This is a genomic window from Pseudomonas sp. NBRC 111140 (assembly GCF_001320885.1).
Lineage (GTDB): Bacteria > Pseudomonadota > Gammaproteobacteria > Pseudomonadales > Pseudomonadaceae > Aquipseudomonas > Aquipseudomonas putida_P.
Genome location: NZ_BCBQ01000023.1, coordinates 16,494 through 43,387, shown reverse-complemented (window position 1 = coordinate 43,387; position 26,894 = coordinate 16,494). Strand labels below are relative to the sequence as shown.

Genomic DNA, 26,894 nt, shown 5'->3' with positions numbered 1-26,894 from the left:
TGAGCGTGTCTTTGATCGCTTCCGACCAATTCCGCATCGTTGTCGGCCTCGGCAAGAGCGGCATGTCCCTGGTTCGCTTCCTGGCGAACCGGGGCATTGCCTTTGCGGTCGCCGACACCCGCGAGCAACCGCCGGAACTGGACACCCTGCGCCGTGATTACCCGCAGGTGGAAGTGCGCTGTGGTGAGCTGGACGTGGACTTCCTGTGCCGCGCCAACGAGCTGTACGTGAGCCCTGGCCTGGCCTTGGACACGCCGGCCCTGCAGCAGGCGGCCGCGCGCGGCGTGAAGCTGTCCGGCGATATCGAGTTGTTCGCCCGCCATGCCACCGCGCCGATCATTGCCATCAGCGGTTCCAACGCCAAGAGCACCGTCACTACCCTGGTCGGCGAAATGGCCGCCAAGGCCGGCAAGCGCGTGGCCGTGGGCGGCAACCTCGGTACCCCGGCGCTGGACCTGCTGGCCGATGATGTCGAGCTGTACGTGCTGGAGCTGTCCAGCTTCCAGCTGGAAACCACTGACCAGCTCAACGCTGAAGTGGCTACGGTGCTGAACATCAGCGAAGACCACATGGATCGTTACAGCGGCCTGCCTGCCTACCACTTGGCCAAGCACCGGATCTTCCGGGGCGCCAAGCAGGTGGTGGTCAACCGTCAGGACGCCCTGAGCCGGCCGCTGCCGGTGGAAGGCCGCCCATGCTGGACCTTCGGCCTCAACCAGCCGGACTTCAAGGCCTTTGGCCTGCGTGAAGTGGATGGCGAAAAATACCTGGCGTTCGAGTTCCAGGCGCTGATGCCGGCGCGCGAGCTGAAGGTTCGCGGCGCTCACAACCAGAGCAACGCCCTGGCGGCCCTGGCCTTGGGGCATGCCGCCGGCCTGCCGTTCGAGCCCATGCTCGAAGCCCTGCGTGAGTTCGGTGGCCTGGCCCACCGTTGCCAGTGGGTACGCGAGCGTAACGGGGTGAACTGGTACGACGATTCCAAGGCCACCAACGTGGGTGCTGCCCTGGCCGCCATCGAAGGCCTGGGGGCCGATATCGAAGGCAAGCTGGTGCTGATTGCCGGTGGCGATGGCAAGGGCGCTGAATTCACCGCACTGCGCGAGCCGGTCAAGCGTTTCTGCCGCGCCGTGGTGTTGCTGGGGCGTGATGCCGAGCGTCTGGCCGACGCCTTGGGCGATGACGTGCCGCTGGTACGGGTCAAGAGCCTCGACGACGCCGTGCAGCAGTGTGCCCAGCTGGCCCAGGCCGGTGATGCCGTGCTGCTGTCGCCGGCGTGCGCCAGCCTCGACATGTTCAAGAACTTCGAAGAACGCGGGCGCCTGTTCGCCCAGGCAGCGGGAGGCCTTGCATGATCTTCGGCATCCTCAAGCCTTACCCGTCGCCGCTGATCAGCGGCCGTGGCATCGACCTGGACTTCCCGATGCTTGCCGGTTGCCTGGCCTTGCTGGGCCTTGGCCTGGTGATGATCACCTCGGCGTCCTCGGAAGTGGCTGCGGTGCAGTCGGGCAACCCGCTTTACCACATGTTCCGCCACCTGGTTTACGTATCCCTTGGCCTGGTTGCCTGTGGTGCGACCATGCTGGTGCCGATCGCCACCTGGCAGCGCATGGGCTTCATGATGCTGCTGGGCGCCTTCGGCCTGCTGGTGCTGGTGCTGGTGCCAGGCATCGGTCGTGAAGTGAACGGCTCCATGCGCTGGATCGGTTTCAGCTTCTTCAACGTGCAGCCTTCGGAAATTGCCAAGGTGTTCGTGGTCATCTACCTGGCCGGCTACCTGGTGCGCCGTCAGACCGAGGTGCGCGAAACCTGGATGGGCTTCTTCAAACCGTTCATCGTGCTGCTGCCCATGGCTGCACTGCTGCTGATGGAGCCGGACTTCGGTGCCACCGTGGTGATGATGGGCGCGGCGGCGGCGATGCTGTTCCTTGGCGGGGTGGGGCTGTTCCGCTTCAGCCTGATGGTGGTGCTGGCGGTGCTGGCGGTGTTCGTGCTGGTACAGGCGCAGCCGTACCGGATGGCGCGCCTTATCACGTTCACCGACCCGTGGTCCGACCAGTTCGGCTCGGGTTACCAGCTGACCCAGGCGCTGATTGCCTTCGGCCGTGGCGAGTGGCTGGGTGTTGGCCTGGGCAACAGTGTGCAGAAGCAGTTCTACCTGCCTGAAGCGCACACCGACTTCGTGTTCTCGGTATTGGCCGAAGAGTTGGGCGTGGTCGGCTCGCTGGTGACCATCGCCTTGTTCGTGTTCGTCACCGTGCGTGCCCTGTACATCGGCCTGTGGGCCGAGAAGGCTAAGCAGTTCTTTGCCGCCTATATGGCGTTCGGCCTGGCCTTCCTGTGGATCGGCCAGTTCCTGATCAACATTGGCGTGAACGTCGGCCTGCTGCCGACCAAGGGCCTGACCTTGCCATTCCTCAGTTACGGGGGCAGCTCGCTGGTGATCTGCTGTGCCTGCGTGGGCCTGTTGCTGCGCATCGAGTGGGAAAGCCGCACGCACCTGGGCAGCGAGGAACACGAATTCAGTGAAAGCGATTTTGCCGAGGAGACCAGTCATGGCCGCTGACGGCAAGAATGTATTGATCATGGCAGGCGGCACCGGGGGCCATGTGTTCCCGGCCCTGGCCTGCGCCCGAGAGTTCCAGGCACGCGGTTACAGCGTGCACTGGCTGGGCACCCCGCGCGGCATCGAGAACGAGCTGGTGCCGCAGGCAGGCTTGCCATTGCACCTGATCCAGGTCAGCGGCTTGCGCGGCAAGGGCAAGCTGTCGTTGCTCAAGGCGCCGTTCACCCTGATCAAGGCCGTGCTGCAGGCGCGGCGGATCATTCGTCAGCTCAAGCCGGTATGCGTACTGGGCTTTGGCGGTTACGTGACCGGCCCTGGTGGCGTTGCTGCGCGGCTGTGCGGCGTGCCGCTGGTGATTCACGAGCAGAATGCCCGGGCCGGTACCGCCAATCGCCTGCTGGTGCCACTTTCGGCGCGGGTCTGCGAAGCTTTCCCGAACACCTTCGAGGCTAGCGACAAACGTCGCACCACCGGCAACCCGGTGCGCCCGGAGCTGTTCATGGACGCGCAACGCGCGCCCCTGGCCGAGCGCCGTGCACGCCTGTTGGTGCTCGGTGGCAGCCTGGGTGCGGAACCATTGAACAAATTGTTGCCTAAGGCCCTGTCCGAGGTGCCCGCTGGGCTGCGGCCAGAGGTGTTCCACCAGGCCGGCAAGCAACACGCGCCGATCACTGCCGAGCGTTATCACGAGGCGGGCGTCGCAGCTCAGGTAGAGCCCTTCATCAAAGACATGGCCCAAGCCTATGGCTGGGCCGACATGGTGGTGTGCCGGGCCGGTGCCCTGACCGTCAGCGAGCTGGCGGCAGCAGGCCTGCCTTCGATGCTGGTGCCTTTGCCCCACGCAATCGACGACCACCAGACCCACAACGCCCAATATCTGGCCCGCGAAGGCGCTGCCTTCCTGATGCCACAAGCGACAACTGGCGCAGCGCAGCTCGCTGAACGCCTGAACGAGGTGCTGATGCAACCCGAGAAACTCAACGTCATGGCAGGCACCGCACGGCGCCTGGCCAAACCTGCCGCAACCAGCACCGTGGTCGATATCTGCCTGGAGGTGGCCCATGGTTGAGAGCCAGAAAGCCATGCCCCAGCCGAAGATGGGCCGTATTCGCCGTATTCACTTCGTCGGTATCGGCGGCGTGGGCATGTGCGGTATTGCCGAAGTGCTGCTGAACCTGGGCTATGAAGTGTCCGGTTCCGACCTTAAAGCTTCGCCGGTCACCGAGCGCCTGGAATCGTTCGGCGCCGAGATTTTCGTTGGCCACCGTGCCGAGAACGCCGCCACCGCCGACGTGCTGGTGGTGTCCAGCGCGATCAACCCGGCCAACCCGGAAGTGGCCACCGCCCTCGAACGGCGCATCCCAGTGGTACCGCGTGCCGAGATGCTGGCTGAGCTGATGCGCTATCGCCACGGCGTTGCAGTTGCCGGTACCCATGGCAAGACCACCACCACCAGCCTGCTGGCGTCGGTGTTTGCCGCCGGTGGCCTGGACCCGACCTTCGTCATCGGTGGCCGCCTGACCGCTGCCGGTACCAATGCCCAGCTGGGCACCAGCCGCTACCTGATCGCCGAAGCAGACGAAAGCGATGCCAGCTTCCTGCACCTGCAGCCGATGGTGGCCGTGGTCACCAACATCGACGCCGACCACATGGCGACCTACGAAGGTGACTTCAACAAGCTGAAGAAAACCTTCGTCGAGTTTCTGCACAACCTGCCGTTCTACGGCCTGGCCGTGATGTGCCTGGACGACCCGGTGGTGCGCGAAATCCTGCCGCAGGTGAAGCGTCCGACCGTGACCTACGGCTTCAGCGAAGAGGCCGACATCCGCGCCATCAACGTGCGCCAGCAGGGCATGCAGACCCACTTCACCGTGCTGCGCCGCGACTGCGAGCCATTGGAGGTGTCGGTGAACATGCCCGGCAACCACAACGTGCTCAACGCCTTGGCCACCATCGCCATTGCCACTGACGAAGGCATCACTGACGAAGCCATCATCCAAGGCCTTTCTGGCTTCCAGGGTGTCGGCCGTCGCTTCCAGGTGTACGGCGAGCTGCCGGTCGAAGGCGGCAGCGTGATGCTGGTCGACGACTATGGTCATCACCCGACCGAAGTGGCCGCGGTGATCAAGGCCGTGCGCGGTGGCTGGCCAAGCCGTCGCCTGGTGATCGTTTACCAGCCGCACCGCTACAGCCGCACCCGCGACCTGTATGACGATTTCGTCCAGGTACTGGGCGATGCCAACGTGCTGCTGCTGATGGAAGTGTACCCGGCCGGCGAAGAGCCGATCCCCGGTGCCGACAGCCGTCAGCTGTGCCACAGCATCCGTCAGCGCGGCAAGCTGGACCCGATCTATATCGAGCGTGGCGCCGAGCTGGCGCCGCTGGTCAAGCCACTGCTGCGCGCTGGTGACATCCTGATCTGCCAGGGTGCCGGTGATGTTGGCGGCCTGGCCCCGCAGTTGATGAAAAGCCCGCTGTTCGCAGGCGCCAAGCAGGAGAAGTCGAAATGACCAGCGCCTACGACAAGCTGCACTCCACCTTGGACGTCAAGGCATTCGGCCGCGTTGCCGTGCTGTACGGTGGCAAGAGCGCCGAGCGTGAGGTGTCGTTGAAGTCTGGCGCTGCGGTGATCGATGCGCTGACAACTGCCGGTGTCGACGTGGTTGCCATCGACGTCGGTGACGACCTGCTCGCGCGCCTGCAAAGCGAGAAAATCGACCGCGCCTTCATCATCCTCCACGGCCGTGGCGGTGAAGACGGCAGCATGCAAGGCCTGCTGGAGTGCCTTGGCATCCCCTACACCGGCAGCGGCATCCTTGCTTCGGCGCTGGCCATGGACAAGCTGCGCACCAAGCAGGTGTGGCAGAGCCTGGGCATTCCGACCCCGCGTCACGCGGTATTGGCGAGCGAAAGCGATTGTTTGCAGGCCAGTACGGAACTGGGCTTCCCGCTTATCGTCAAACCCGCCCATGAAGGCTCTAGCATCGGCATGGCCAAGGTGAACAGCGCCCAGGAACTGGTCGCCGCCTGGCAGGACGCCGCCAAATACGATTCCCAGGTACTGGTGGAACAGTGGATCCACGGCCCGGAGTTCACCATCGCGGTACTGCGCGGCCAGGTGCTGCCGCCGATCGCCCTGGGTACGCCGCACGTGTTCTACGACTACGACGCCAAGTACATCGCCAACGATACCCAGTACCGCATCCCGTGCGGCCTGGATAGCGCCAAGGAACAGGAACTGATCGACCTGACCGCACGTGCCTGCGATGCCATCGGCATCGAAGGCTGGGGGCGGCTGGACGTGATGCAGGACGAGCAGGGCCGGTTCTGGCTGCTCGAAGTCAACACCGCACCAGGCATGACAGATCATAGCCTGGTGCCCATGGCGGCCCGCGCGGCCGGCCTGGACTTCCAGCAACTGGTGCTGGCAATCCTGGCCGAAAGCGTGGCGACGCGAGGTTAACAACCATGCAAGGCGCGATGATACGTCAGCAGCAACCCGTTACCGGCCGTAGCAAGCCGGTGCCGCGTGGTGCCAGCCGGCTGGTGGCCGACGAGCCCGTATCGGCGCGCCTGCCACGGCCAAGCCTGGGCGGCCTCAAGCGCCTGCTGTGGCCGGTGCTGCTGGTGGCGGCCGGTTTTGGTGCCTACGAGGGCGCCATTCGGCTGATGCCGTACGCCGACCGGCCCATCACCAAGATCGACGTGCAGGGTGACCTCAGCTACATCAGCCAGCAGTCGGTGCAGCAGCGTATCGCGCCCTACGTGGCGGCAAGCTTCTTCAGTGTCGACCTGCCGGCGATGCGTGCCGAGCTTGAGCAGATGCCCTGGATCGCCCATGCCGAAGTGCGCCGGGTGTGGCCCGACGAGGTGGTGATCCGCCTGGAAGAGCAACTGCCGGTAGCCCGCTGGGGTGATGAAGCTTTGCTCAACAACCAGGGCCAGGCCTTTACCCCGCGCGAGCTGGCCAACTACGAACACCTGCCGCAGTTGGCCGGGCCGCAGCGTGCGCAGCAACAAGTCATGCAGCAGTATCAGGTATTGAGCCAGATGCTGCGCCCCCTGGGCTTTTCCATCGCTCGCCTGGAGCTGCGCGAGCGAGGCAGCTGGTTCCTGACCACCGGTGCGAGCAGTGCCGGGCCGGGCATCGAGCTGCTGCTGGGGCGAGACCATCTGGTGGAGAAGATGCGCCGTTTCATTGCCATTTACGACAAGACACTCAAAGACCAGATCACCACTATCGCCCGCATTGATCTGCGTTATTCCAACGGACTTGCCGTTGGTTGGCGGGAACCGATTGCACCGACGACGGCCCAACCCGCCGTTGCGAAGAATTAGAGAGAGGCAGGACCATGGCAAACGCGCATAGCGGCAAAATGATCGTCGGGCTGGACATTGGCACCTCCAAGGTGGTGGCGCTGGTGGGCGAAGTGGGCGAAGACGGCACCCTGGAAATCGTCGGGATCGGCACTCATCCGTCCCGTGGCCTGAAGAAGGGCGTGGTGGTGAACATCGAGTCCACCGTGCAGTCGATCCAGCGCGCCGTGGAAGAGGCACAGCTGATGGCCGGCTGCCGCATTCACTCGGCGTTCGTCGGCGTGGCTGGCAATCACATCCGCAGCCTGAACTCCCACGGTATCGTCGCCATCCGCGACCGCGAGGTCAGCGTGGCCGACCTGGAGCGCGTACTCGACGCCGCTCAGGCCGTGGCGATTCCGGCCGACCAGCGCGTGCTGCACACCCTGCCGCAGGATTACGTGATCGACAACCAGGAAGGCGTGCGCGAGCCGCTGGGCATGTCGGGCGTACGCCTGGAAGCCAAGGTTCACGTGGTCACCTGCGCGGTCAACGCGGCGCAGAACATCGAGAAGTGCGTACGCCGCTGTGGTCTGGAAATCGACGACATCATCCTCGAGCAGCTGGCTTCGGCCTATTCGGTACTGACCGATGATGAAAAAGAGCTGGGCGTGTGCCTGGTGGACATCGGTGGCGGCACCACCGACATCGCCATCTTCACCGAGGGTGCCATCCGCCACACCGCAGTCATCCCGATTGCCGGCGACCAGGTGACCAACGACATCGCCATGGCCCTGCGTACCCCTACCCAGTACGCCGAAGAAATCAAGATCCGCTACGCCTGCGCCCTGGCCAAACTGGCCGGCGCCGGCGAGACCATCAAGGTGCCGAGTGTGGGCGACCGCCCACCGCGTGAGCTGTCGCGCCAGGCCCTGGCCGAGGTGGTGGAGCCACGTTACGACGAGCTCTTCACCCTGATCCAGGCCGAACTGCGCCGCAGCGGCTACGAGGACCTGGTGCCGGCCGGCATCGTGCTCACCGGCGGCACCGCGAAGATGGAAGGCGCCGTGGAACTGGCCGAGGAAATCTTCCATATGCCGGTACGCCTGGGCGTACCGCACAGCGTTCGGGGGCTGAGCGACGTGGTGCGCAACCCGATCTATTCCACCGGCGTGGGCTTGCTCACCTATGGCCTGCTGAAGCAGTCCGAGGACCTGGTCCTGACCGGTAACAGCAACAGCAGCAACAACAGCTATGGCGATGAACCGAAGGCCCCAGTGCTTGAGCGCTTCAAGAAATGGGTCCAGGGCAACTTCTAAGTTTCAAAGCAGTAGTGGTAGGCGCAACAACTAGAGAACTGTAAGGAGAGGGAAAATGTTCGAGCTCGTAGACAACGTCCCGCAAAGCCCGGTCATCAAGGTGATCGGCGTTGGTGGTGGTGGCGGCAACGCCGTCAATCACATGGTCAAGAGCAGCATCGAAGGCGTGGAATTCATCTGCGCCAACACCGATGCCCAGGCGCTGAAAAACATTGGTGCGCGCACCATTCTGCAATTGGGCACTGGCGTGACCAAGGGCCTGGGTGCTGGTGCCAATCCGGAAGTCGGCCGTCAGGCCGCGCTGGAAGACCGTGAGCGCATCGCTGAAGTGCTGCAAGGCACCAACATGGTGTTCATCACCACTGGCATGGGCGGCGGTACCGGTACCGGTGCAGCGCCGATCATTGCCGAAGTGGCCAAGGAAATGGGCATTCTCACCGTAGCCGTGGTGACCCGTCCGTTCCCGTTCGAGGGTCGCAAACGTATGCAGATCGCCGATGAAGGCATCCGCATGCTGGCTGAAAGCGTCGACTCGTTGATCACCATCCCCAACGAGAAGCTGCTGACCATCCTGGGCAAGGATGCCAGCCTGCTGTCCGCCTTCGCCAAGGCTGACGATGTACTGGCCGGTGCCGTGCGCGGTATTTCCGACATCATCAAGCGCCCTGGCATGATCAACGTCGACTTTGCCGACGTGCGTACCGTAATGGGTGAGATGGGCATGGCCATGATGGGTACTGGCTGCGCCAGCGGCCCGAACCGTGCGCGTGAAGCCACCGAAGCCGCGATCCGCAACCCGCTGCTGGAAGACGTCAACCTGCAGGGCGCGCGCGGCATCCTGGTGAACATCACCGCAGGCCCGGACCTGTCGCTGGGTGAGTACTCCGACGTGGGTAGCATCATCGAAGCCTTCGCCTCTGACCACGCGATGGTCAAGGTCGGCACCGTGATCGACCCGGACATGCGCGACGAACTGCACGTGACGGTCGTGGCCACTGGCCTGGGCGCGCGCATCGAGAAGCCTGTGAAGGTAGTCGACAACACCCTGCAGACCGCCCAGCAGGCGTACGAAGCGTCCAACCCTGCGCCGGCCCGCCAGGAGCAGCCAGCGGTCAACTACCGTGACCTGGAGCGCCCGACCGTAATGCGCAACCAGGCCCATGCAGGTGCTGCCGCAGCCGCTAAACTGAACCCTCAGGATGACCTGGACTACCTCGATATCCCGGCTTTCCTGCGTCGTCAGGCTGATTAATGGAATTTATCAGGGGTATAAAGGTGATTGGTATTCATCAAAGGTTGGGTCTGTTATCATCCCCAGCCTTTGTTGATACCTGTTCGCAATTTGCGCTGAAGCGGCCAATGCCATGATTAAACAACGCACCCTGAAGAATACCATCCGTGCCACAGGTGTCGGTCTGCACTCCGGGGAGAAGGTTTACCTGACCCTCAAGCCTGCACCTGTTGACACCGGCATCGTCTTCCGCCGCGCCGACCTCGACCCTGTGGTCGAGATCCCTGCGCGTGCGGCCAACGTCGGCGAGACAACCATGTCGACGACGCTGGTCAACGGTGACGTCAAGGTCGATACGGTCGAGCACCTGCTCTCCGCCATGGCGGGCCTGGGCATCGATAACGCCTACGTCGAGCTCTCCGCCTCGGAAGTGCCGATCATGGATGGCAGCGCCGGACCCTTTGTATTTCTGATTCAGTCTGCCGGCCTGGAAGAACAGGACGCAGCCAAGAAGTTCATCCGCATCCTGCGTGAGGTAACTGTGGAAGAGGGCGACAAGCGCGCCACATTCCTGCCTTTCGAAGGGTTCAAGGTGAGCTTCGAGATCGACTTCGATCACCCGGTGCTTCGCAACCGGACCCAAAGCGCCAGCGTCGACTTTTCCAGCACCTCGTTCGTGAAGGAAGTCAGCCGCGCGCGTACCTTCGGCTTCATGCGTGATATCGAGTACCTGCGCAAGCACAACCTTGCGTTGGGTGGCAGTGTCGAGAACGCCATCGTGGTCGATGAGGACGGCGTGCTCAACGAAGACGGCCTTCGTTACGAAGACGAATTCGTCAAGCACAAGATCCTCGACGCCATCGGCGACCTGTACCTGCTGGGCAACAGCTTGATTGGCGAGTTCAAGGGCTACAAGTCCGGCCACGCGCTGAACAACCAGTTGCTGCGCAAGCTGATTGCTGAAACCGATGCCTGGGAAGTGGTCACTTTCGAAGATGCCAGTACGGCACCGATCTCGTACATGCGCCCTGTTGCGGCCGTGTAAGTTCGAACACTCTCTCTAGTGTTGTAATCAAGGCCACCTTCGGGTGGCCTTTTTTATGGCTTGTGCTGAGCGTGGGCTGCCAGCCGTTCCAGCGCTGCGCGCAGCTTGGGGTCGGTGATGCCCTCGGCGGTATCGCGCAGGCTCTCGGCCGCGCTGTTCGACAGCTCTGCGGCGTGCCCACCACGCTTGGCCGGCACCAGCGGCGGCTGCACCTTGAACAGGATGCGCCTGAGGTTGCCGAAGGCTTCCATGGCCTGCAATGCCGCCAGCAAACGCTTCTGCTGGTAGCGCAGGCGGGTTGCCCAATGGCCGTCGGTCACCACCAGCAACAAGGTGCCATCACGCCACGACGCCACGTGACAGTGCTCGCGGGCCGCCGGTTGCAGTTGGCTTTCCAGCAGGCGCTGCAGGTGCTCCAGGCGCTCGGCCTGGTTCAGCAGCAGGCGCAGCGGGCGCACCTGGCGCAGCAGGGCGGAGGGCGGCTGGGCGGGGGAGGGTTTGTAGGCCATGGGGTACGCATGAGATGGCAAGAGCGGCAGTTTAACACCTCTATAGCCTGTGGCGGCCGTTCGCGGGCAATGCAAGATACGAGTCATTCTCGATACGTTTCATGAACACGGGCCTTGAACTCAGGGAAAATGCCCCTATCTAAAACAAGCCCCCGCCAAAACGCTGTAATAGCATCGTGGAAATCCACCACTTTCCTCACCATCGTTTCCGGGTAGAATGCTCGTTCGCATGCGGCCTTAGGGCTGCACGGGCGACTCATGGGGCCGCCCTCCATCCCTACGTGTGGAAGATCCTGCCGATATGTTTGCGCCTTTGTTAAAAAAACTTTTTGGAAGCAAGAACGAGCGTGAAGTCAAACGCATGCTCAAGACGGTGAGTATCGTCAATGCCTTCGAAGAGAAGATGGTGGCCCTCTCCGACGAGCAGCTGCGGGGCAAGACCGCAGAGTTCAAGGAGCGCCTGGCCAAAGGCGAGACACTGGACCAATTGCTGCCCGAAGCCTTCGCCGTGGCCCGTGAGGCCGGCAAGCGCGTAATGGGCATGCGCCACTTCGACGTGCAGCTGATCGGTGGTATGACCCTGCACGAGGGTATGATCGCAGAAATGCGCACCGGTGAAGGCAAGACCTTGGTCGGTACCCTGGCCGTGTACCTCAACGCATTGTCCGGCAAGGGCGTGCACGTGGTCACCGTCAACGACTACCTGGCCCGCCGTGACGCCAACTGGATGCGCCCGCTGTACGAGTTCCTCGGCCTGTCGGTCGGTATCGTCTCGGCCTTCCAGCCGCCGGAAGAAAAGCGCGCCGCTTATGCGTCCGACATCACCTACGGCACCAACAACGAATTCGGTTTCGACTACCTGCGCGACAACATGGCGTTCAGCCAGGAGGAGAAGTTCCAGCGTGAACTGAACTTCGCCGTGATCGACGAAGTCGACTCGATCCTCATCGACGAAGCGCGTACCCCGCTGATCATTTCCGGTCAGGCTGAAGACAGCTCCAAGCTGTACATCGAAATCAACCGCCTGATCCCGCGCCTGACCCAGCACATCGAAGAGGTCGAAGGCCAGGTCACCCAGGAAGGCCACTTCACCATCGACGAGAAGAGCCGCCAGGTCGAGCTGAACGAGGCCGGTCACCAGTTCATCGAAGAGATGCTGACCCAAGCGGGCCTGCTGGCCGAAGGCGAGAGCCTGTACTCCGCCCATAACTTGGGCCTGCTGACCCACGTTTACGCTGGCCTGCGCGCGCACAAACTGTTCCACCGCAACGTCGAGTACATCGTCCAGGACGGCCAAGTCCTGCTGATCGACGAGCACACCGGCCGTACCATGCCGGGCCGCCGTCTGTCCGAGGGCCTGCACCAGGCCATCGAGGCGAAAGAAAACCTGAACATCCAGGCCGAGAGCCAGACCCTGGCTTCGACCACCTTCCAGAACTACTTCCGCCTGTACACCAAGCTGTCCGGCATGACCGGTACCGCCGACACCGAAGCGTTCGAGTTCCAGTCGATCTACGCCCTCAACGTGATGGTCATTCCGCCGAACAAGCCGCTGGCGCGCAAGGACTTCAACGACCTGGTGTACCTGACCGCCGACGAGAAATACGCCGCGATCATTGCCGACATCAAGGAAAGCATGACCAAGGGGCGGCCGATCCTGGTGGGTACCGCGACCATCGAAACTTCCGAGCACATGTCGAACCTGCTCAAGAAGGAAGGCATCGACCACAAGGTACTGAACGCCAAGTACCACGAAAAGGAAGCCGAGATCATCGCGCAAGCGGGTGCTCCGGGTGCCCTGACCATCGCCACCAACATGGCTGGCCGTGGTACCGACATCCTGTTGGGCGGTAACTGGGAAGCCGAAGTGGCCGCCCTGGAAAACCCGAGCGCCGAACAGATCGCCCAGATCAAGGCCGACTGGCAGAAGCGTCACCAGCAGGTGATCGAGGCCGGTGGCCTGCACGTAATCGCCTCCGAACGTCACGAATCGCGTCGTATCGACAACCAGCTGCGTGGCCGTTCCGGCCGTCAGGGCGACCCAGGCTCCAGCCGCTTCTACCTGTCGCTGGAAGACAGCCTGATGCGCATCTTCGCCTCTGACCGGGTGAAGAACTTCATGAAGGCACTGGGCATGCAGTCGGGCGAGGCCATCGAGCACCGCATGGTCACCAACGCCATCGAGAAGGCCCAGCGCAAGGTCGAGGGCCGCAACTTCGACATCCGTAAGCAACTGCTCGAATACGACGACGTGGCCAACGAGCAGCGCAAGGTGATCTACCACATGCGCAACAGCCTGTTGGCCGCCGAGAACATCGGCGACACCATCGTCGAATTCCGCCAGGAAGTTCTGGACGCTACCATCAGCCAGCACATTCCGCCGCAGTCGCTGCCCGAGCAGTGGGACGTGGCCGGCCTGGAAGCTTCGCTGGCCAGCGATTTCGCCATGAAGCTGCCGATTCAGCAGTGGCTCGACGAGGATGATCACCTCTACGAAGAGACCCTGCGCGAGAAGCTGCTTAACGAAATCACTACCGCCTACACCGAGAAGGAAGACCAGGCCGGTATCGAAGCCCTGCGTACCTTCGAGAAACAGATCCTGCTGCGCGTGCTGGACGACCTGTGGAAAGACCACCTGTCGACCATGGACCACCTGCGTCACGGTATTCACCTGCGCGGCTATGCGCAGAAGAACCCGAAGCAGGAGTACAAGCGCGAGTCGTTCAGCCTGTTCCAGGAGCTGCTGGAGTCGATCAAGCGCGACACCATCCGCGTGCTGTCGCACGTACAGGTTCGCCGCGAAGACCCTATCGAAGAAGAAGCCCGCCTGCGTCGCGAGGCCGAAGAACTGGCCAGCCGCATGCAGTTCCAGCACGCCGCCGCACCGGGCCTGGAAAGCGAGCAACTGAGCGAGGAGGGTGCCGAAGTGGCGGTAGCCGCGGCGCCAGTACGTAACGACCAGAAGTTGGGCCGCAACGAACCGTGCTGGTGTGGTTCGGGCAAGAAGTTCAAGCATTGCCACGGGCAGATCGAGTGATCTGATCCACTCGCAGTAACGTGACAAATCCGGGGCCGCCGTGCGGCCCATTCGCGGCACAAGGCCGCTCCCACAAGGACCGCGCCGCATTCTAGGCTGCGATGCCCTTGTGGGAGCGGCCTTGTGCCGCGAATGGGGCGCGAAGCGGCCCCGTTCTTCCATCATCATTTCACCGTTTTTCTAGGAGCGCTCTAATGGCTGTTGGTCTTGGTCCTTTGCCCACCCTGCACCCGGTTCCGGGTTTTGAACTCGGCATCGCTTCTGCCGGCATCAAGCGCCCAGGGCGCAAGGATGTGGTGGTCATGCGCTGTGCCGAAGGCTCCAGCGTGGCTGGCGTGTTCACCCTCAACGCCTTCTGCGCGGCGCCGGTGATCCTGTCCAAGCAGCGCGTTCAGGGCACCGTGCGCTACCTGCTGACCAACACCGGTAACGCCAATGCCGGTACCGGCGCGCCAGGCCTGGCCGCAGCCGAACGTACCTGCGCCAAGCTGGCCGAGCTGGCGGGTGTGCCAGCTGAATCGGTATTGCCGTTTTCCACCGGCGTGATCGGCGAACCACTGCCGGTCGAGAAGATCGAGGGAGCACTGCAGGCCGCCCTCGACAACCTGTCGGAAAACCACTGGGCTGAAGCCGCCACCGGCATCATGACCACCGACACCCTGCCCAAGGGCGCCAGCCGCCAGTTCCAGCACGAAGGCGTGACCGTTACCGTGACTGGCATCAGCAAGGGTGCAGGCATGATCCGCCCGAACATGGCCACCATGCTCGGCTACATCGCCACCGACGCCAAGGTTGCCCCTGCGGTGCTCAAGGACCTGATGCTGGACGGCGCCAACAAGTCGTTCAACCGCATCACTATCGATGGCGACACCTCGACCAACGACTGCTGCATGCTGATCGCCACCGGCAAGGCCAACCTGCCGGAAGTGACCGAAGCCAGCGGCGCGCTGTTCGAAGCGCTGAAAAAAGCGGTGTTCGAAGTGTGCATGGAAGTGGCCCAGGCCATTGTCCGTGACGGCGAAGGCGCCACCAAGTTCGTGACCGTGCAAGTCAACGGTGGTGGCAACCACCAGGAGTGCCTGGACGTCGGCTACGCCGTGGCCCATTCGCCGCTGATCAAGACTGCGCTGTTCGCCTCCGACCCGAACTGGGGCCGTATCCTTGCCGCCGTTGGCCGTGCCGGCGTACCGGAGCTGGACGTGAGCTTGATCGACGTGTACCTGGACAGTGTGTGCATCGCCAGCAAAGGCGGCCGCAGCCCAAGCTACACCGAAGCGCAGGGTTCGGCAGTGATGGCCCAGGAGGAGATCACCATCCGTATCGAGCTGGGCCGTGGCCAGTGCAGCGAAACCATCTGGACGACCGACCTGTCCCACGAGTACGTGAAGATCAACGCCGAGTACCGTACCTGATCGAAAATGGGGCCGCGTTGCGGCCCAATCGCGACACAAGGCCGCTCCCACAAGGTCCTGTGAGAGCGGCCTTGTGTCGCGATTGGGCTGCAAAGCAGCCCCAAGACATCCAAACCAATGGAGCCGAACCATGAGCTATCACCTGATCATCGGCGACAAGCTGTATTCCTCCTGGTCGCTGCGTGGCGCCCTGGCCCTCGAGCTGGCTGGCGTGCCCTACGAAGAAACCCTGATCAAGCTCAACCAGCCTGATACCCGTCAGCGCATCCTCGCTTTTTCCTCCACCGGCAAGGTGCCGCTGCTCAAGAGTGAGCAGGGTGTGATCGCCGATTCCCTGGCCATTGCCGAATACCTCAACGAACAGCACCCCGAAGCCCAACTGTGGCCTGCCGACGTAGCCGCCCGTGCCCAGGCCCGTTCGGCTTGCGCACAGATGCACAGCGGTTTCTTCGCCTTGCGCAGCGCCATGCCGTTCGACCTGTCGCGTGACCAGGCCCTGGACGATATACCGCTTGAGGTGCAGGTCGACATCGATCGCATCGTCGCGCTGTGGTCCGAATGCCGCGTGGTGGCCAAGGACAGCGGCCCGTTCCTGTTCGGCAAGCCGAGCCTGGCCGACGCCTTCTTCGCCCCGGTGGCCGTGCGCCTGCGCACCTACCGCGTAGAGGTGCCGGCAGAGGCGGCAGCCTACATCGAAACCATTTATCAGTGGCCAGCCTTCCAGGCATGGCAGCAGGCCGGCCTGGCGGAGCGTGAAGGGTGAAACGGATACATGTTGTAGCTGCGGTCATTCGTGGTACTGACGGCCGCATTCTGATTGCACGCAGGGCCGATACCCAGCACCAGGGCGGCCTGTGGGAGTTTCCCGGCGGCAAAGTGGAGGAGGGGGAAGGCGTGGAAGCGGCATTGGCCCGTGAGCTGCGCGAGGAGCTGGGCATCGAGGTGACCCGCTCGCGTGCGCTGATCAAGGTCAGCCATGACTACCCGGACAAACAGGTGCTGCTGGACGTGCGCGAGGTCGAAGCGTTCACGGGCGAACCTCATGGCGCGGAAGGGCAGCCGCTGGAATGGGTTGCGCCGCGCGATTTGCCGCAGTACGAATTCCCTGAGGCCAACAAGCCGATCGTTGCAGCCGCACGCCTGCCGGACCAGTACCTGATTACCCCGGATGGCCTGGAAGTGCCGCAGATGCTCAAAGGCATCCAGAGGGCGGTGGCCAACGGTACGCGCTTGATTCAGTTGCGGGCGCCGGACATGTACGACCCCAAGTACCGCGATGTAGCGGTGGATGCCGTCGGGCTGTGCGCAGGCAAGGCTCAGTTGATGCTCAAGGGGCCGCTGGAATGGCTGGGCGATTTCCCGTCGGCGGGTTGGCACCTGACGGCTGCGCAGTTGCGCAAGTACGCCGCCAAAGGCAGGCCGTTCCCCAAGGAGCGCTGGCTGGCGGCGTCCTGCCACAGCGTCGAGGAACTGGCGCTGGCTGAGCAGATGGGCGTGGACTTTGTCACCTTGTCGCCGGTGCAGGCGACCCAGACTCACCCAGAGGCGGTGCCGCTGGGGTGGGATGAGGCGCAGCGATTGATTGCCGGGTTCAGCAAGCCGGTTTACCTGTTGGGCGGGGTAGGGCCGGGCGAGCGCGAGCAGGCCTGGAATGCCGGGGCACAGGGTGTGGCAGGGATCCGCGCGTTCTGGCCTGAAATCTGAGTCAATTGGGCCCCAGTGGGAGCGGGTTCATCGAGGCGTCGAACCGCCGCGAACACCGGCGCAGCCGGTGCCATACACCGCGTTGGATGCTTCGCGGGTAAATCCGCTCCCACAGGGAATCGCGTAAATTTCAGCCTTTCGGTTTCTCAGCAGGCTGCCACAACACCTCAGCCACGCCCTGGCGTCTGCCAATGATCCGCGCTGCCACGAACAGCAGATCGGAAAGCCGATTGATGTACGCCAACCCAACGCCTTGCAGCGGCTCTATGGCATTCAACTGCTGACACCGCCGCTCTGCACTGCGCGCCAGGCTGCGGCACACATGGGCTTGTGCCACCAGCGCCGAACCACTGGGCAAGATGAAGTTCTTCAACGGCCCCAGCTCTTCGTTCCACACATCGATGGCCGCCTCCAGGCGCTCCACCTCTGCCAGGGTCAACGCCTGGTAACTGGGCATCGCCAGCTCACCACCCAGGTCGAACAAGCGGTGCTGACATGGCACCAGCACAGCACTCAGCTCGTCCAGCCCTTGCTCGTCCAGCCCCGCCAGCAGCAGGCCCAACTGGCTGTTCAGGCTGTCCACCTCGCCAATTGCCTCGATCCGCGGGTGGTCCTTGGGTACCCGGCGTCCGTCGCCCAGGCCGGTTTCGCCCTTGTCGCCGGTGCGAGTGTAGATCTTCGACAGGCGGTAGCCCATGTCACTTCTCCGTGTTGGCCGGCGTCGCCGGCTGGCCGAGGGGCAAGCGCAGGGTAAAGCAAGTGCCCTGGCCGGGCGTGGACTGCACTTCCATCTGCCCCTTATGGTTATTGGTGATGATGAAGTACGAGACCGACAGGCCAAGCCCGGTGCCCTGGCCGATTTCCTTGGTGGTGAAGAACGGCTCGAAGGTGCGCTTGCGCACCGCCTCGGGCATGCCGACGCCGTTGTCCTCGACCTGGATCTCCGCCCATGGCGGGTTCAGCCGGGTACGCAGGGTGATGCGCCCGGGCTCACTCGGCTGCGGGCGCTGGTGGATGGCCTGGGCGGCGTTCTTCAGCAAGTTGAGCAGCACTTGTTCCAGCTCGTTGGCCGTGCAGGGTACTGGCCCCAGGTTGGGGTCGAACTGGCGCACGATTGCCTGGCCCTTGAAGTCGAAACCGATGGCCAGGTCGAAGTCATTGCCAGCAATTTCCAGTGCCTGGTCGATCAGTGCCGGCAGCTCGCACGGCACCAGCTGGCGGTTGCTGCGTCGGCTGAAGCTGAGCATGTGGGTTACGATTTTCGCCGCCCGGGCGCCGGCTTGCGCGATGCCGTCGAGCAGTTGCGGCACCTCGCGGCTGTCCAGGTAGCGGTTGACCGTGGCCAGGTCGATGCCCAGCTCTTGGGCCTGTTCCTGGTTGCGCGGCAGGTCGGTCGACAGGCGTCGGCGTATGTTTTGCACGTTGTGCAGGATGGCGCCCAGCGGGTTGTTGATTTCGTGGGCCATGCCGGCAGCCAGGCCACCGACCGAAAGCATTTTCTCCGATTGCACCATCATTTCTTCCAGTGACAGGCGCTGGGTGATGTCGTCGATACGGATGACCACACCGCGCCCGCCGCCGCCGGTCAGCGGGTAGAAGGTCAGGGCGTAATGGCGCAGGTCGTCGTCTTTGGGCCAGGTAACCCGCTCGATCTTCGCCACCCGGTGTTTTTCCACGGTTTCCTTCAGCTGTGGCAGGAACGGCTTGAGCGGTTCAAAGGCAATGAACACTGGCTGGTTCAGTGCTTCGTCCAGCGGCGTGCCGGAAAGCACCGTGGCTTCGTGGTTCCACTGGGTCACGTAAAGCTGTTCGTCGAGGGCGATCAGTGCCGAGGGCATCGAGTCGATGATGCTATTGAGGTAGTTCTGGAAGCCGGTGAGCTTTTTCTCGATCTTGCTGCGCACCTGCACTTCCAGTTCCAGCTTGCGGTTGGTGTGGCGGGTCTCCTCGGCCAGGCCCTGAGCCTGGTCGTAGGCATCCTGGAATTCGTCGCGGGCGCGCTTGAGCTGATGCTCGCGGGCCTCGATGCGCGACAGCATGGTATTGAAAGCCTCGGCCAGGCTGCCGATTTCATCGTCGTTGCCGCGCCGGGCGCGCAAGGCGTAGCTCTCTTCGCGGGTGACCTGGCGGCTGAGTTCTTCCAGCTGGTTGATCGGCTGGGTGATCAGGCGTTTGATCTGCCGGGCGATGACGATCCACAGCAGGATACTGAACACCAGAATGCCCAGGCTGGCGCTGAGGGTGCCGGTGTAGAAGGCCGTGGGCAGTTCGCTGCTGGCCACCAGCAGCAGGTGCGCCGGTGGGTTGGCATCGCGCGGAATGCGGATCAGCTGAGTGCTTCGAAATTCCATCAGGCGCCAGCCGTCGATGTTGCGAAAACGCTTGGGCAGGGCCAGCGGCTCGCCATGCTGCAGTTGTGCAAGCAGGCGACCATCACCCCCGTAGACAGCGGCAGCGCGCAGCGGTGTGTAGCTGTCCAGCTCCTTGAGCAGGGCGCTGGCGGTGTCGGGGGTATCGCCGGCGCGGGCCGCAAGCTGCGGGTTGGCTACCAGCCGGCCTATGGTCTGCAGAGCCTGCGGTGCCATGCTTTCCTGGGTGATCCAGTAGGCGGCGCTGATGAAGGTAAGGTTGGCCACCAGCAGGATGGTTACCAGCAATACCAGCAGGGCCGCCAGCAGCTTCTGCCCGACCGGCAGGTTTTCCAGGCGTTGGCGCAAGGTCATGGGCTAGGCAATGTCCGTATCCGGTTGGAGGGCCGCGTCAGTCGCAGGGCAAGCCACGCGTGCGCAGGTTTTCGACCAGGCGCTGCAGCAGGTGTTCCAGCTGCGGCAGCTGCAGGCCATGCCGGCCTGCGGCCCGGCAGGCATGGCCGAGCAGGTAGTGCAGCTCGGTGCGCCGGCCCGCGCGCACGTCCTGGTACATCGAAGAGTAGTTGGCTGCGGTGGCGAGGATAACCCGCTGCACTTCTTCGTCCAGCTCATCGGCTGCTTTCGGCTGACCACAGCGGCGTAGCAACTGGGCCAGCTCGACGCACAGAGCCTGCACTTCAGCCAAGTGCCCCAGCAGCCCGCCGTTCTGGCAGTCGTGCAGCACAGTCAGCGGGTTGATGGCGCAATTGAGCGCCAGCTTGCGCCACAAGCGGGTGAGAATGTCCACCGTCCACTCAGCGGGAATGCCTGCTTCGTGCAGGTCATCGAACCAGGCAGGGATCGTGGGGTTGCGTGGGTCGCCCAGCCAGTTGAAGCCATGGCCGGCAAAACGCACCTGCCAGTCCCCTTCGCGAAAGGCCCCCTCGGTGCTGGAGACGAAGATGCAGCGCGCGCGTGGCACCAGGTCGGCGACCTCATCCTGGCTGCCAAGGCCATTTTGCAACAGCAGTACCTCGGCGCCCTCGGCAAGCCGCGGTGCTACACCGGCGATCGCCAGCGCCGCATCATAGGCCTTGCAGGCTACCAGCAGGCGGTGGATCGGGCCTTGCGCCTGCGCGGTTTCGGCAGGGATGGCGTAGTGCTGGGGTTGCTCCTGTTCGACCAGGGTCAGGCCGCCGGCCTGCTGATAAGCCTGCAGCCGTTGCCCGTCGCGCAGGATCAGGCGCACTGCCTTGCCCGCGCGTGCCAGGCGGCAGGCCCACAGGCTGCCCAGGCTGCCGGCGCCGAGAATATGCCAGGTGCTGCTCATATGCGTTTCGCAACCCGTTATAATGAGCCCGCATTTTAACCGTCAAACCCAGCGCGCTCCATCTTCAGCCTGAGCGCGCTTTTATTTTGGGAGAACAACCATGCCTTCGTTCGACGTGGTATCGGAACTGGACAAGCACGAAGTGCAGAACGCCGTTGATAACGCCATCAAGGAGCTTGATCGCCGTTACGACCTGAAGGGCAAGGGCTCCTTCGAGTTCAAGGACAAAGATCAGACCGTGATGCTTACCGCCGAGGAAGAGTTCCAGCTCGAAGCGATGCTGGAAATCCTGCGCTTGGCACTGGTCAAACGCAAGATCGACGTGAAATGCCTGGAAACCAAGGACCCGTACCCTTCCGGCAAGGAAAAGAAACAGGAAGCCAAGTTCCGCGAGGGCATCGACAAGGACCTGGCGAAAAAGATCGTTGCCACCATCAAGGATGGCAAGCTGAAAGTACAGGCCGCCATCCAGGGCGAGCAGGTGCGCGTAACCGGCAAGAAGCGCGACGACCTGCAGGAAGCCATTGCCCTGCTGCGCACCAAGGAATTTGACATGCCGCTGCAGTTCAACAACTTCCGCGACTGATGCAGGCGCCGCCCGGAACCCCGATGGCGTAATGATGTCCATGGGGGCCGGGGCTGCGTAAACACGCGCGGCCTGTTTTACCGTGTACTTGCCGCTCGGCATCAGGAGATGAGTATGGATTTGAACGCTGAAGTCGATCAGCTGGTCCGCCAATCGCAAACCTGGATCCCTTTGATCATGGAATACGGCAGCCGTGTGCTGCTGGCACTGCTCACCCTCGCGGTCGGCTGGTGGATCATCAACAAGGTCAGCGCCCGCCTCGGCAAGCTGGTTGGCCTGCGCAACGCCGACCTGGCGCTGCAGGGTTTTATCAGTACCCTGGCGAACATCGTGCTGAAGGTGCTGCTGATGGTCAGCGTGGCCTCGATGATCGGCATCGAGACCACCTCGTTCGTTGCCGCCATCGGTGCCGCAGGCCTGGCCATCGGCTTGGCCTTGCAAGGTAGCCTGGCGAACTTCGCCGGCGGTGTGTTGATTTTGATGTTCCGCCCGTTCCGTATCGGTGATTGGATTGAGGCGCAGGGTGTTTCCGGCACCGTCGACAGCATCCAGATCTTCCACACCGTGCTGCGCACCGGTGACAACAAGACCGTCATCATGCCCAACGGTAGCCTGTCCAACGGCATCATCACCAACACCAACCGCCAGCCGACGCGCAAGGTGGTGTTCGATGTAGGTGTGGACTACGAGGCCGACCTGCAGAAGGCTCGCAATGTGCTGCTGGCGCTGGCAGAGGACCCGCGTGTGCTGCCTGACCCTGCACCGCAGGCGGTAGTGGCGACGTTGGGCGACAGCTCAATTACCGTGTCGCTGCGGTTGTGGACCAAGACGTCCGATTACTGGGACGTGATGTTCATGCTCAACGAGCATGCGCGTGACCGGTTAAAGGCCGAAGGGATCGACATTCCGTTCCCGCAGCGGGTGATTCGTGTGGTGCAGGAGACTGCAGCGCAGTAATTACGCATGAGACCGGGGCCGCAATGCGGCCCTTTTTTTACACTTGTTCACAGCAATATCACCCCATTTCTGGCATATAGCCTGACCCTTCCTGTCACACCCGATACGCCATCATGAAACCACTGCTGTACATCACCCCCTTGCGTGCCTTGCTGTTCGGCCTGACCCTGGCTCTGTTCGAGCTGCTGACCTACCTGGCCAGCGACGCGGTCATGCCGGCCATGCCGGTGGTGGTCGGCGACCTGAACGCCAGCCCCGAATACATTCCCCATGCTCTCAACCTGTACCTGCTGGGGGGCGTGGTACTGCAATGGCTGATCGGCCCGCTGGCCGACCGATATGGCCGGCGCCCGTTGCTGCTGGTCGGTTGCGCGTTCTTCGGTTTGTCCTGCCTGGCCACCTTCTGGGTCCATGATATTGGCCTGTTCAACCTGCTGCGCCTGTTGCAGGGCATAGGCCTGGGCTTTGTGGTCACGGTCAGCTACCCGGCGCTGAACGAGGCCTTCAGCGAGGCTGATGCCGTGCGCATGATGGCCTTGCTGGCCAACATTGCCCTGCTGTCGCCGCTGCTCGGGCCGCTGGTGGGCACCTTGTTGCTGCAGTGGCTGGACTGGCGCTGGCTGTTCGTGGCGTTCGCCATTGGCGCGGTGTTGGTCTGGCTGCTGCTGTATCGCCTGATGCCGGAAACCCTGGGTGTGGAACGCCGAGATGGCTCGCGCCTGGCATTCACACCAATCCACCTGCTGCCACTGCTGGCGGGTTACGGCCAGTTGCTGGCCAACCGTCGCTTCGTTGCCGGCAGCGCTGCCCTTGGGCTGGTCGGCTTGCCACTGATTGGCTGGATCGGCCTGTCGCCGGTGCTGCTGATTCACGATGAGGGTTTAAGCACCCTGGAATACGCGTTGTGGCAGTTGCCGGTATTTGGCGGGCTGATTCTCGGCAACCTGATCATCAACCGTATCGCCGACCGCTACCCGTTGCCGGCTTTGGTGCGTGGCGCGCTTTGGCCGTACCTGGCCGGCCTGAGCCTGATGGTGCTGGTGACCTGGTACTGGCCGAGCGTGACCAGTGTGGTGGCGGGCATGTCGCTGTACGCACTGGGGTTGGGCGTGGCCAACGCGGTGCTGTACCGCATGACGTTGTTCTCCAGCGAGCAAAGCAAGGGCCTGGTTTCGGCCATGCTGGGGATGATCACCATTGCCTTGTTGGGGCTGGGCGGGGCGTTGCTGGCGATGATTGGCGCCGGTGCCAGCTTGCTGCACTTTGCCTTGGCGGCGGGTGTGGCGGGGGCGTTGGCGTTGTGGCCGTTGTGGTTTGTCGTAGGCGGGCGCCCTGGGGAAGGGGCTGTAGCTCAGTAACTTCATTGCCTGTACTGGCCTGCGCGAGTTCACCCGCGAATAGGCCAGTACAGGGGCCATCGATCTATCAGGGCCGCTCGGCCGCCGAGTTTTCCTCTGCCACCGGGGTGCCTCGCCCAGCCTCCTGGCGCCACTGCAGGGCGATCAGAATCAATGTAGGCACGCCCAGCAAGGCAGTAATCAGGAAGAAGTCGTGGTAACCGAACTTCTCCACCATCACCCCCGAATAGCCGCCGATCAGGCGTGGCAACAGCAGCATGATCGAGCTGAGCAGCGCATATTGGGTCGCCGAGAACTTGAGGTTGGTCAGGCTCGACAGGTAGGCGACAAAGGCCGAAGTGGCCATGCCAGAGCTGAAGTTGTCCAGCGAGATGGTCACCACCAGCATTTCCAGGTTCGGGCCCATGTCTGCCAGCATCAGGAACAGGATGTTGGTGCCGGCCGAGGCTACGCCGCCGATGAACAGGATCGGCATGATCCCGAAGCGCACGATCAACAGGCCGCCGACCCCGGCGCCGACCAGGGTCATGATCAGGCCGAAGATCTTGCTGACGCTGGCGATCTGGTCCTTGGTGAAGCCCATGTCGATGTAGAACACGTTGGCCATTACGCCCATCACCGTGTCCGACATGCGATAGGTGGCAATCAGGCCAAGCAGCAGCAGGGCTTGCCAGCGGTAGCGGGCGATGAAGTCGTTGACCGGGGTCAGCACTGGGGCCAGGCCGCGACGGCCGAGGCTCGACAGGCACGCCCAGGTCAGCAGCACGTAAAGGATCAGGCGCAGGAAAGCGCGGTCTTCCAGTAACAGATCGAGCGGCGTGGCGTCACCGGAAATCACGCTGGACCAGCCGGTGTTGAACATCTGGGTGAAGCTGGCCGGTACCGACACCAGGAGGATGATCAACACGAACACCGAGGCCATCTGGTGCACCAGCCCATAGCGTGCTGCCGACAGCTGAGTGCGCATGGGCACTGGCGGTTCGCGCATGACCAGGGTGGTGAACAGGGCGGGCAGCATCATGACCCCGAACATCACGTAGGTGCCGGCCCATGCCTTGTGCAGATAGCTGAAACCGGTGGAGCCGAACCATTCGGCAAAGAACAGCGCGCCGGCCGTGGCCAGCAGGGCAGCTACCCGGTACCCGGCCATGTAGCTGGCAGCGAGCGCAGCCTGACGCTGGTCGTCAGCGATCTCCAAGCGGTAGGCGTCCACAGCGATGTCCTGGGTCGCCGAGGCAAAGGCCACCAGCACGGCCATGGCAATCAGCCATGACAGATGTTGTTGCGGGTCGCACAGGCTCATGCCGACCAAGCCGATCACCACCAGCGCCTGCGATAACAGCAGCCACGAGCGGCGGCGACCCAGGCCACCGAGCAGCGGCAGGCGCCATTGGTCGAGCAGCGGCGACCACACCCACTTGAAGGCGTAGGCCAGGCCGATCAGGCTGGCATAACCAATGGTTTCACGGGCCACGCCGGCTTCGCGCAACCACACCGACAGGGTCGAGAACACCAGCATGTAGGGCAGGCCGGCGGCGAAACCGAGTAGCAAAAGTACCAAGGTTGACGGGCTGGCATAGGCAGCAAGCGCAGCGCGCCAGGTTTTACGGGGCATGGGCCAACATCTGCCTCAAGTTTGCGAAAACAAAGCGCGCACTCTAACCGCTGTGCTCCATTGGGCGCCAGCCATGGCGCGTCATATCCACACGATTGTTGGTTACATTCACACCTTCCGCGCGTAGTCGCGCCCGTTGTTCATCCCCCGATGGGGTGCCCAGTGCCAGGCTCAACCGGCCCCCTGCACCGAGCACCCGGTGCCAGGGCAGGCGTGTGTCCTCGGGCAACTGCCCAAGGGTACGCCCGACCCAGCGCGCTGCTCGGCCAAGCCCCGCCAGTTCGGCCAGTTGGCCATAGCTCACCACTTTGCCGGCCGGCACCTGCCCAAGTACTGAATATAGCGCCGTTCGTCGGCCCTCGGCGGAATCAAGCGCGTGCGCATATCCATCAGACATCACGCCCCCCTTGGGCTGTAGATGAAACCGGACCGGTGGTCCGGCAAATGAGAGTTGAACTCAACGGCATGTGCTCGGTCTGTCCTTGCTCTGGCCGGCGGTATCTGGATAATGCCCGGCTTTTTTCGTCGAATCGAACCCGTAGTCCGCTTATGAATACTAGATCGTTGTTGTGCCTGCTAGCTGCCTCCTTGTGCGCCTCCCCGGTGTTCGCCGACACCGTGTGGATGAAAAACGGTGACCGGCTCAGTGGCAAGATCAAAGTTTTCGACGGCGGCAAGCTGCTGCTGGAAACCCCCTATGGCGGCTCGATCGCCCTGGACTGGAAAGAAGTCCAAACCCTGGAAAGCGACCAGGAGATGCTGGTCAAGCAGGACGCCTACAGCGGTGAGAAGGCCAAGTCGCTGAAGGCCGCCGAGCCAGGCAAGGTGACTCTGGCCAATGGCGAGGCGCCGAAAACGGTGGAACTGGCCAGCATCGAGCAGATCATGAAGCCCAAGCCCCTGGTCGAGGACTTCGTATGGAAAGGCAACGTCGACGTAGCGCTGGACTACAAGCGCGCCGAGAACGACACCGACGATTACGACGTAGGCTTCAAGACCACCGCCCGCCATGGCCGCTGGCGGCACAATGCCGAAGGCGAATACAACCGCGAGACCAAGGACGACGTCACCACCACCGACAACTGGAGCGCCGAGTACGCCCTGGACCGCTTCATGACCGAGAAGTGGTTCTGGCAGGGGCGTGCGGAATACAAGCGCGACCGTATCGAAGACCTGGCCCGTCAGCGTACCGTCGGCACCGGCCCGGGTTACCAGTTCTGGGATGACGAACTGGGCGCGTTCTCGCTGGGCTCGCTGATCAACCGCACCGACTTCGAGTACCAGGACGGCTCCAAGGACAACTTCTATTCCGCGGCGGTGAAGTGGGACTACACCCGCTACCTGATCGGCAAGAACGTGCAATTGTTCACCAACGGCGAGTTCGCCAAACCGTTGGGTGGCGTGGCCGACTACTCGCTGGATGCCGAGATTGGCCTGCGCTACAAGGTCACCGAGTGGGCCTCGCTGAACCTCAAGGCGGAGAAGGACATCATCACCGGCACGCGTGAGAGTGACCTGGACAAGACGCGCTATACCGCGGGCTTCGGCGTTACCTGGTAATTTTTTGGGGCCGCTTTGCGGCCC

General features: G+C 63.0%; 23 protein-coding genes. 17 read left to right on the top strand and 6 right to left on the bottom strand.

Annotated elements, in window-relative coordinates; genetic code table 11:
* Positions 1-5: 5 nt before the first annotated feature.
* From murD to lpxC, 9 genes are all read left to right on the top strand, one after another.
* Positions 6-1,352: a UDP-N-acetylmuramoyl-L-alanine--D-glutamate ligase gene (murD, locus tag APH42_RS10100; protein ID WP_060493239.1), complete on the top strand. Its 1,347-nt coding sequence runs from the start codon at positions 6-8 to the stop codon at positions 1,350-1,352.
* Positions 1,349-2,563 carry a putative lipid II flippase FtsW gene (ftsW, locus tag APH42_RS10095; protein ID WP_012274060.1) on the top strand — a complete coding sequence of 405 codons (1,215 nt, stop codon included), beginning with the start codon at positions 1,349-1,351 and terminating at the stop codon, positions 2,561-2,563. The genes murD and ftsW overlap by 4 nt, the downstream gene beginning before the upstream one ends.
* Positions 2,553-3,632, top strand: a complete 1,080-nt coding sequence (gene murG, locus APH42_RS10090; RefSeq protein ID WP_012274059.1) for an undecaprenyldiphospho-muramoylpentapeptide beta-N-acetylglucosaminyltransferase — start codon at positions 2,553-2,555, stop codon at positions 3,630-3,632. The genes ftsW and murG overlap by 11 nt, the downstream gene beginning before the upstream one ends.
* Complete coding sequence (murC, locus tag APH42_RS10085; protein WP_012274058.1) at positions 3,625-5,073, top strand: UDP-N-acetylmuramate--L-alanine ligase; 1,449 nt, start codon at positions 3,625-3,627, stop codon at positions 5,071-5,073. Before murG ends, murC begins: the two co-directional genes overlap by 8 nt.
* Positions 5,070-6,026, top strand: coding sequence for a D-alanine--D-alanine ligase (locus APH42_RS10080; protein WP_060493232.1), 957 nt, complete (start codon positions 5,070-5,072; stop codon positions 6,024-6,026). The genes murC and APH42_RS10080 overlap by 4 nt, the downstream gene beginning before the upstream one ends.
* A 5-nt stretch (positions 6,027-6,031) precedes the next feature.
* The gene (locus APH42_RS10075; RefSeq protein WP_012274056.1) at positions 6,032-6,901 is read left to right on the top strand and encodes a cell division protein FtsQ/DivIB; all 870 of its coding nucleotides are present in this window, start codon (positions 6,032-6,034) and stop codon (positions 6,899-6,901) included.
* A 14-nt stretch (positions 6,902-6,915) separates the two neighbouring features.
* Entirely contained in the window at positions 6,916-8,178 is a 1,263-nt protein-coding gene (gene ftsA / locus APH42_RS10070; protein WP_012274055.1) for a cell division protein FtsA, read from the top strand.
* A gap of 55 nt (positions 8,179-8,233) precedes the next feature.
* A complete protein-coding gene (gene ftsZ / locus APH42_RS10065) occupies positions 8,234-9,430 on the top strand; it encodes a cell division protein FtsZ (protein WP_012274054.1) in 1,197 nt (398 codons plus the stop codon).
* A gap of 112 nt (positions 9,431-9,542) precedes the next feature.
* Complete coding sequence (gene lpxC, locus APH42_RS10060; protein WP_012274053.1) at positions 9,543-10,454, top strand: UDP-3-O-acyl-N-acetylglucosamine deacetylase; 912 nt, start codon at positions 9,543-9,545, stop codon at positions 10,452-10,454.
* 53 nt (positions 10,455-10,507) lie between these two features.
* Here lpxC and APH42_RS10055 read toward each other — a convergent pair whose 3' ends face one another.
* Positions 10,508-10,963 carry a DUF721 domain-containing protein gene (locus APH42_RS10055; protein WP_060493231.1) on the bottom strand — a complete coding sequence of 152 codons (456 nt, stop codon included), beginning with the start codon at positions 10,961-10,963 and terminating at the stop codon, positions 10,508-10,510.
* Positions 10,964-11,264: 301 nt separating this feature from the next.
* On the opposite strand from APH42_RS10055, the gene secA reads away from it, so the two are divergent.
* The 4 genes from secA (at position 11,265) to APH42_RS10035 (ending at position 17,116) form a co-directional block, all read left to right on the top strand.
* The gene (gene secA, locus APH42_RS10050; RefSeq protein WP_012274051.1) at positions 11,265-14,000 is read left to right on the top strand and encodes a preprotein translocase subunit SecA; all 2,736 of its coding nucleotides are present in this window, start codon (positions 11,265-11,267) and stop codon (positions 13,998-14,000) included.
* 194 nt (positions 14,001-14,194) lie between these two features.
* Positions 14,195-15,412, top strand: coding sequence for a bifunctional glutamate N-acetyltransferase/amino-acid acetyltransferase ArgJ (gene argJ / locus APH42_RS10045; RefSeq protein ID WP_012274050.1), 1,218 nt, complete (start codon positions 14,195-14,197; stop codon positions 15,410-15,412).
* Between the two features lie 130 nt (positions 15,413-15,542).
* Positions 15,543-16,175 (top strand): glutathione S-transferase family protein, encoded by a 633-nt coding sequence (locus tag APH42_RS10040; RefSeq protein WP_012274049.1) that lies wholly within the window; start codon positions 15,543-15,545, stop codon positions 16,173-16,175.
* A complete protein-coding gene (locus tag APH42_RS10035) occupies positions 16,172-17,116 on the top strand; it encodes a Nudix family hydrolase (protein ID WP_012274048.1) in 945 nt (314 codons plus the stop codon). Before APH42_RS10040 ends, APH42_RS10035 begins: the two co-directional genes overlap by 4 nt.
* A 130-nt stretch (positions 17,117-17,246) precedes the next feature.
* On the opposite strand, the gene APH42_RS10030 is transcribed toward APH42_RS10035, so the two are convergent.
* Genes APH42_RS10030 through APH42_RS10020 form a run of 3 tightly spaced genes read right to left on the bottom strand, consistent with a single transcriptional unit; the run spans position 17,247 to position 20,794 of the window.
* The gene (locus APH42_RS10030) at positions 17,247-17,813 is read right to left on the bottom strand and encodes a cob(I)yrinic acid a,c-diamide adenosyltransferase (protein ID WP_012274047.1); all 567 of its coding nucleotides are present in this window, start codon (positions 17,811-17,813) and stop codon (positions 17,247-17,249) included.
* A 1-nt stretch (position 17,814) separates the two neighbouring features.
* A complete protein-coding gene (locus APH42_RS10025; RefSeq protein WP_012274046.1) occupies positions 17,815-19,839 on the bottom strand; it encodes an ATP-binding protein in 2,025 nt (674 codons plus the stop codon).
* Positions 19,840-19,876: 37 nt separating this feature from the next.
* Positions 19,877-20,794, bottom strand: a complete 918-nt coding sequence (locus APH42_RS10020) for a putative 2-dehydropantoate 2-reductase (protein ID WP_012274045.1) — start codon at positions 20,792-20,794, stop codon at positions 19,877-19,879.
* A gap of 100 nt (positions 20,795-20,894) precedes the next feature.
* Here APH42_RS10020 and APH42_RS10015 point away from each other — a divergent pair, with 100 nt between their 5' ends.
* From APH42_RS10015 to APH42_RS10005, 3 genes are all read left to right on the top strand, one after another.
* The gene (locus APH42_RS10015) at positions 20,895-21,380 is read left to right on the top strand and encodes a YajQ family cyclic di-GMP-binding protein (protein ID WP_012274044.1); all 486 of its coding nucleotides are present in this window, start codon (positions 20,895-20,897) and stop codon (positions 21,378-21,380) included.
* A 114-nt stretch (positions 21,381-21,494) separates the two neighbouring features.
* Positions 21,495-22,337, top strand: coding sequence for a mechanosensitive ion channel family protein (locus tag APH42_RS10010; protein ID WP_012274043.1), 843 nt, complete (start codon positions 21,495-21,497; stop codon positions 22,335-22,337).
* 113 nt (positions 22,338-22,450) lie between these two features.
* The gene (locus tag APH42_RS10005; protein ID WP_060493230.1) at positions 22,451-23,695 is read left to right on the top strand and encodes an MFS transporter; all 1,245 of its coding nucleotides are present in this window, start codon (positions 22,451-22,453) and stop codon (positions 23,693-23,695) included.
* Positions 23,696-23,762: 67 nt separating this feature from the next.
* Here the strand turns inward: APH42_RS10005 and APH42_RS10000 are convergent, their stop codons facing one another.
* Both APH42_RS10000 and APH42_RS09995 read right to left on the bottom strand, forming a co-directional pair.
* The gene (locus APH42_RS10000; RefSeq protein WP_012274041.1) at positions 23,763-25,310 is read right to left on the bottom strand and encodes an AmpG family muropeptide MFS transporter; all 1,548 of its coding nucleotides are present in this window, start codon (positions 25,308-25,310) and stop codon (positions 23,763-23,765) included.
* Positions 25,311-25,353: 43 nt separating this feature from the next.
* Positions 25,354-25,707 carry an MGMT family protein gene (locus APH42_RS09995; RefSeq protein WP_012274040.1) on the bottom strand — a complete coding sequence of 118 codons (354 nt, stop codon included), beginning with the start codon at positions 25,705-25,707 and terminating at the stop codon, positions 25,354-25,356.
* Positions 25,708-25,859: 152 nt separating this feature from the next.
* Here APH42_RS09995 and APH42_RS09990 point away from each other — a divergent pair, with 152 nt between their 5' ends.
* Positions 25,860-26,870 carry a DUF481 domain-containing protein gene (locus APH42_RS09990; protein WP_012274039.1) on the top strand — a complete coding sequence of 337 codons (1,011 nt, stop codon included), beginning with the start codon at positions 25,860-25,862 and terminating at the stop codon, positions 26,868-26,870.
* Positions 26,871-26,894: the final 24 nt, after the last annotated feature.